Raw genomic sequence first — 6,796 nt, forward strand, 5'->3', positions numbered from 1 at the left:
TGAAAGTGCGCTGGATTTGGAAGCGCGTTTGGAAAAGATCAATGGAATGGATAAGGATGAATTGAAAAAGTATTACCAGGATGTGTTGAGCAACGGAGCGTTATCCGATAAAGGAACAGCAGGTCTTGGGATGATTGATATTGCAAGAAAATCGGGAAATAAACTGGAATATCAGATTTTACCTATTAATGATGTGAATAGTTTTTTCTGTTTGAACATAAAAATTGATTAAGTAAGAATATGGAAAATTTACACCTGGAAGGATCAGCGAAAACTCCTTCGATCCATTTTGATGCCGCTACCGGAAAACTTGAGTTGAAAGGCCGTTCTATTCCTGAAAACTCAGTGGAATTTTACAAACCATTGAATGATTGGATTGATTCTTACGGAAAAAATCCGATTGCTGAAACATCGGTTGATGTGAAATTGGAATATTTTAATACCTCTTCATCCAAGTGTATTCTGGACTTGTTCAAAAAGCTGGAAGCCATTTCGGGTTCAAAAACGAATGTAACCGTAAACTGGTTCTTCGAAGAGGATGACGAAGACATGGAAGAAGCCGGTCAGGACTATCAGGCAATCATCGGACTGCCATTCAACATTATTGAAGTAGAAGAAATTTAAAACCGCTCCCTCCTCAGCTTAGCCGAGGGGGGATTTTTTTATGCAAAAGAAAACTGTAGGAATCACAGGTGGAATCGGATCCGGGAAATCGGTTGTAGCGAAAATCTTGCACGAGATGGGTTACCCGGTTTATTCATCGGACGAGCGTGCAAAAGAAATCATGCACGAAGACGCTTCTATTGTGGAAGGGTTGAAGCAGCTATTCGGGGAAGAAGCATATACTAACCATGAATTGAACAGAGCATACATCGCAACACAGATTTTTAAAGATGAATCCAAGCGCGTTGCTATGAATAACCTGGTTCATCCTGCAGTCCGGAAGGATTTTAAAGAGTGGGTCGAAAGACAAGATTCTCTGCTCGTTTTTCAGGAATCAGCCCTGTTGTTTGAAACCGGAAATTACCGTGCTTTTGATGCCGTGTTTTTGGTAAGTGCGCCACAGGAAGTTCGGATGAAACGCGTCAAAGAACGCGATCATTTAAGCGATGAACAAGTGCTTTCCCGGTTCAAAGCGCAAATGCCTGAAGAAGAAAAAAGGAAATTAACCAACTATGTCGTAGACAATAGCGGAAATCAATTTCTGATTCCGCAGATCCTGAAATTGATCCAGGAAATTATTTAAAGAGAATCACTGAAAAACAGAAGGTTCTGCACTTGGGGATAAATAATTTATTATACAGCACAATCATTTTTCGAAATTGAAAGCAGAACGATCTGGAATACGGTGTAGTAAAAAGGCCCTTACGCTGAAAACCGTGGTAAACAAGCAAGTGAAGCGAAAAAAAGCATTCGGTGTTTGAGTCCGTAGGACGAGTTTTGAATGCTTTCGCGTAATGCTGCGTAGTTTACAGGTTTTCGAGTACAGGCCTAGCGTTTTTGCTTACTTTTTTGGCAATGAAAAAAGTAAGGGAAGCAAGGGGATGTTGTAAGTTATTTGCCTCGAATTCAGGATAATTTCAATCAACCTCTTCGTAATCGTCAAACCGATTCGATTGATTCTGATCGTTTCTGTTTTCCGGACGGTTATTGTTGTCGTCACCTCTTCCGAAAGCCCTTCCCGAAAAGATCATGCTCAAAGCATTAATCATGCGCATCAGCATGGTAATCGTGAAAAAGAATCCGACCACTTTGAAAATAAACCCGAAAATCGGCGTGTCTTCAATATCAATGATGTTTGAATAAAACCAGCTGGAAATGTTGTTTTCAGCAAATTCAGGTTTCCACAATAAAAATCCGAATACCGCCATCGCCAAAGCAACAATTCCGAACTCAAGACCCATTTTCGGTTTCTGAGTTTCCGTAAGCGTTCTTCCCTGAATTTGGATCATCATAACATTCTTTAGCTGCATATTCTGAACTTTCCCGATGAAATACATGAAAAGAATCAATCCGGTGGTAATTGCAGTGGAGAGATTCCCGTTCGGATTGTTCGTACAAAACAGGATCGCAACATCTGCAATCAGCAAATATTGGATTGTTTTGAGAGCAAGTCCCAAAGGGTAAGACATCGGTACTCCTCCGCGGAGCAAGACAAAGCCGAATTTTAAAATTCCCCAAATAAAACTGAAGATCGCCAAAATGACTCCCAGTCGAAAGATTAAACTGATAAATTCCACAAAGCAAAAATGCGAAAAAGGGTTGAATCTAGCAACTTGTTTTGGCAGGGTATTGGTATATTTGGGCAAAATTGTAACTATGAAAAATTGTTTGCTAGGTTTTATGGTGTTTATGGGATTCATTCTTCGTGCAGAAGAAGGGATGCTTATTCCATCTTTGCTTCAGGCTTTTGAGTCGGACATGAAAGCAAAGGGAATGAAACTAAGTGCCGCGGATATCTATTCGGTGAATAAATCTTCGTTAAAAGATGCGATCATGCATTTCGGAGGAGGTTGTACGGCAGAATTGGTTTCTGAGAAAGGATTGCTTTTGACGAATCACCATTGCGGATTGGATGCTGTTCAGAGACATTCATCTACCGAACACGATTACCTGAAAAACGGTTTTTGGGCGAAAAGCTTTAAAGAGGAACTTCCGAATGCAGGATTAACTGCTACGCGAATTGTCCGCATCGAAGACGTAACCGAAGCAATGATGTTTGGGATTCAGGGAGTGGAAGACGGAAACAAAATCGGTGAGATTTTGAAACGCAACATGAAAAAAATCATCGAAGACGCTACCAGAAATACGCATTTCCAGGCAGATGTTCAGGCTTTCGATTACGGAAATAGTTTCTACCTGATGGTCAAAGAAGTATTTACGGATGTGCGTTTGGTTGGAGCTCCTCCAAGTTCAATCGGGAAGTTTGGTGGTGACACGGATAACTGGGTTTGGCCAAGACATACCGGAGATTTTTCAGTATTTCGTGTATACGCGGGAAAAGACAATAAACCGGCAGCTTACAACGAGGAAAATGTACCGTATGCACCGATTCAGCATTTGAAAATTGCATTCAACGATCGCAAAGTGGGCGATTTCACCATGGTTTATGGTTTCCCGGGGCAGACAGAACAACATTTGACATCCGGAAATCTGAAATATTACATCGAGAAGCAACGCCCGATGGAAATTGACATGCGTACGAAAAGTCTGGCGGTGATCAATGAAGCGATGACAAAATCAGATTTAACGCGCATTCAATACATGGCAAAACAAGCCCGCATTGCAAATGCATGGAAAAAATACATCGGTCAGATCGACGGATTGAAGCAATTGGATGCCGTTTCCCTGAAAAAGAAATTCGAAGATGAATACGTTCAAAGAGCGAAATCACAGGATGGCTGGAATCATTACGGACCCTTGGTCGACCGTATGAATCAGTTGGTGGAACAAAAAGGAAGTTACGAGTTTACCTATACGTTGATGGTGGAATATCTGTTTGTAGGACCGGAGTTTTTCCGCCTGGCGCGCTCCATGGAAGACATTGAACGGAATTACGCGAAATACAAAGCAAGTAATGAGCTGGATGCAAAAATCCAGGCAATCATTAAAGGTTTAGACGGGTTTTTCAAAAACTACGATGTGAATGTAGACAAAGGAATTTTCGAAGCATTGACTCCGGCATTCCGGTCTTACCTGGATAAGCGATTTGTGATCGGTTCTTTGAGCAATCAAAAACTGGCTTCCGATATTTATTCCAAATCCATCTTTGTGAACAAGGAAAAATACCTGGCGTTCCTGAATAAGTTCAGTGAAAAATCACTTTCCACCTTAAAGAAAGATCCGGGATACAAGCTTTTCGCGGAGTGTTTCACGTTGATGCGTAACGAAGTGGCTTCCGGAGCAAACGATTACAACATAGAGATGGATGCCTTGCTGAAAGATTATGTAGAAGGAAAATTAGTCATGTTCCCGGATGCAAAACACTGGCCGGATGCAAACTCAACCTTGCGCGTAACTTACGGTTTGTTGGAAGGATCAGCTCCGGTAGACGGGATGGCTTACACAGAACATACGACCCTGAAAGGAATGGTCGATAAGTACAATACGGGAAATCCGGATTTCGATCTGGATCCGAAAATGATTGAATACTATAAATCGAAAAACTACGGGAACTATGCTCAGAACGGAGAGTTGTGGGTATGTTTCACCGGATCGAATCACACTACGGGAGGAAACTCAGGTTCCCCGGTATTGGACGCAAACGGAAACCTGATGGGATTGAATTTCGACAGAAGCTGGGAAAGTACCATGAGTGATTTCTATTTCGATCCGAACCGCTGCAGAAACATTGTGGTTGATATCCGCTACGTGATGTGGGTGATGGACGTTTATTGCGGCGCCAAACATTTGGTGGACGAAATGACTTTGGTGAAATAAATTTTAGTAGCGACAAGATTATTCCGGGAGTCAAGACTGCAAAAGCAGGACTTTAAGACTTGAGATACTCAATAAAAAAGGCTTTCAGATTTCTGAAAGCCTTTTTTATTTGATGTCCCGATTCTTGACTCTTAATATCCTAAAATCTAAATTACCTCTCAGGTAAAATCTCCATCTTTTCAGCAAAGTGGTAGCAATAATCTCTTAAATCTTCCGAGATCAGGTTTTCCCCTGTTGCTTTCTCAAACGTATCTGCCATTGTGAGAAGCGTTTGATGAAAAAACTGTTTCATTTCTTCTACCGACATATCTTTTGTCCACAAATCAATTTTCATAGTGTTTTTGTCATCCGGGTTCCAAAGCGACATCATCAGTGCTTTGGCAGGAGCGTTTTCGATTCCGCCGTCTTCAGCGCTCCAATGCATTTCAAGTGGAAGATTATTTGCATTAAGGCCTATTTTTACTGAAATTGCTGATCGTTTTGTTACTACTTCTTCTTCCATTTTCTCAATCGTTAATTTGGTATTCTGTTAAAATTTCGTTGTACGGTTTGTCTATTAGTTCCTGCAAAGTTACATCATATTGTTCCATGTAGCTACAAACAATCCGGTAACCTAAAAATTGTCCTAAGCGATCCGGGCCTTTTTGAGGTAATCCTGCCGTGAAAGGTGCTTCCTGTAAAAATGCTGCCTGGTCGGTTTCGCTTTTCAGAAACAGCATGTTTTGTTTCACCAGGTATTCCCAGAAATCGCGTTCGTTTCTCATCGCCCAATCGTAATCTGCGGAGTTGTAGCGCAGCAGAATATGTTCTTCCTGTTCCGGTAAAGCAGCTTTTGTCAGGTACAAAATTTTCCCCCATTGAATCATTGCCTGGATGTTATTGAAATCCTTTCCGGGCTCGCAAATATGTGTCAATACCCAGGCGCAAACAGCATCGCGTTCCAGGTATTCCGGTTCCATGGCTTCTTTGATCCATTCGTAGAAAACATCGCCGGGAAGTTCTTTGATGACATCCGTTTTAGCTCCTAAATAACGTTCCAGACCAACTCCGATTTCATTTTCCGTGCAATACATGCTTGAAGCGAAATAAGAGTTCATGAAAATGATTGATTTCGGGAGTTTGCTCTTGAGTAAATGAACCCGAAGCCGCTTGAAACCATCTTCGATGATGCGTTTCGATTCCGGTAGTTTTGACTTGAATTTTTGATCGATGCGCTTCGACAATCTTTTGTAATAACTGTTTTGGGTAAATTCAGACCAATTCAGCGCAAAAGCACTGTCTTTCGGAAGCCCGGTTTTGAAACAATAGTAAAACTGATAGTCGATAATTTCCGGGAATTTTTGCGCCAGTTTTTCAATCTCCGAATCCAGTTTCTGGCCCGAAGTATTTTTCAGAATACTGTCCAGCTGAAGGGAAGACAATTGGTAGTTGCTTGAGGAAATGTCCACATCCAGTGGGTTTGAACAAGAAACTACCACCAGCAGAATGAAGAAACACATGAAACGTGTCAACGAACTAAAATTTTGCGTAAATTTCATATTGGTCAAAAATAATCATTCTAGTCTCAACGAAAGAAACTATATTTGATTCACTTTTAAGATAACTTATGAAAAGATTAATAGTAACATGTTTGGCAGTAACTTTTTCTGCAGCCGTTTTTGGACAATCAGAAGGATCTGATAAAAAAGTAAACATGGGGATCGCCTACCAGCTGGGAATGAATTTCACAAAACCCGGAACAAAGCGCATCGAAAAAGATGGACTAGGAGTTCAAAACTCGTTTGGCTTGAATATCAATTTCAACTTTGGTGAAAACATCGGGTTCATGACAGGATTGGAATTCGATTTTGAATCATACAAAATTGCAATGACAGCAATCAGCGGTAATTCCTATTACTATTACAACGACAACAATATCATCAAAGAGGGAGACCTGAAAGACCCGAATACGGATCAGGCATTCCGATTGACAGGAAGAAAATACCACAACATTTATGCTACTTTGCCAACGATGTTGATCTTCAGAACAAATGCAATCGGTGATTTCCGTTACTACGGAAAATTCGGAGCACGTACCAGCTTCCTGATTAAATCTTCAAAAACAGATCAAGGGTTTATTTTCGGAAACGGAGCGAACGGAACAACAATCGACGGAATTGAAGCAGGATTATATCCTTCTACCGCAATGGAAATGGACGGAATGAAAACATCTTACGGAAACGATGTCAGTTTTATCCGTGTGGCTTTAGGTTTGGCCGGTGGAGCTCAATGGAACTTCACAGGAAACACCTTATTGTTTGCTGAACTTGGATTTTACTACGGTTTAACTCCAATCAACATCGAAGGAAGCGGAAAA

The 6,796-nt window shown here is 41.1% G+C and carries 8 protein-coding genes; 5 read left to right on the top strand and 3 right to left on the bottom strand.

Features of this window, described 5'->3' with window-relative positions:
* From Q1V93_RS04550 to coaE, 3 genes are all read left to right on the top strand, one after another.
* On the top strand, positions 1-232 hold a 232-nt coding region (locus tag Q1V93_RS04550; protein ID WP_300662087.1), incomplete at its 5' end, for a DUF6272 family protein.
* An 8-nt stretch (positions 233-240) separates the two neighbouring features.
* A complete protein-coding gene (locus Q1V93_RS04555; RefSeq protein WP_124746768.1) occupies positions 241-624 on the top strand; it encodes a DUF1987 domain-containing protein in 384 nt (127 codons plus the stop codon).
* 40 nt (positions 625-664) lie between these two features.
* Positions 665-1,246, top strand: a complete 582-nt coding sequence (gene coaE / locus Q1V93_RS04560) for a dephospho-CoA kinase (RefSeq protein ID WP_300662093.1) — start codon at positions 665-667, stop codon at positions 1,244-1,246.
* Positions 1,247-1,580: 334 nt separating this feature from the next.
* On the opposite strand, the gene Q1V93_RS04565 is transcribed toward coaE, so the two are convergent.
* Entirely contained in the window at positions 1,581-2,240 is a 660-nt protein-coding gene (locus tag Q1V93_RS04565) for a hypothetical protein (protein WP_300662096.1), read from the bottom strand.
* Positions 2,241-2,319: 79 nt separating this feature from the next.
* On the opposite strand from Q1V93_RS04565, the gene Q1V93_RS04570 reads away from it, so the two are divergent.
* A complete protein-coding gene (locus Q1V93_RS04570) occupies positions 2,320-4,440 on the top strand; it encodes a S46 family peptidase (RefSeq protein ID WP_300662098.1) in 2,121 nt (706 codons plus the stop codon).
* Between the two features lie 151 nt (positions 4,441-4,591).
* Here Q1V93_RS04570 and gldC read toward each other — a convergent pair whose 3' ends face one another.
* Together gldC and Q1V93_RS04580 are read right to left on the bottom strand one after the other, a co-directional pair.
* Positions 4,592-4,942 (bottom strand): gliding motility protein GldC, encoded by a 351-nt coding sequence (gene gldC / locus Q1V93_RS04575; protein ID WP_300662100.1) that lies wholly within the window; start codon positions 4,940-4,942, stop codon positions 4,592-4,594.
* A 4-nt stretch (positions 4,943-4,946) separates the two neighbouring features.
* The gene (locus Q1V93_RS04580; protein WP_300662101.1) at positions 4,947-5,978 is read right to left on the bottom strand and encodes a hypothetical protein; all 1,032 of its coding nucleotides are present in this window, start codon (positions 5,976-5,978) and stop codon (positions 4,947-4,949) included.
* 68 nt (positions 5,979-6,046) lie between these two features.
* Between Q1V93_RS04580 and Q1V93_RS04585 the strand changes: the two genes are divergently transcribed.
* Positions 6,047-6,796: outer membrane beta-barrel protein (locus Q1V93_RS04585; RefSeq protein WP_300662102.1), on the top strand; the 750-nt coding region annotated here is incomplete at its 3' end.

Source organism: Fluviicola sp. (assembly GCF_030151805.1).
Lineage (GTDB): Bacteria > Bacteroidota > Bacteroidia > Flavobacteriales_D > Crocinitomicaceae > Fluviicola.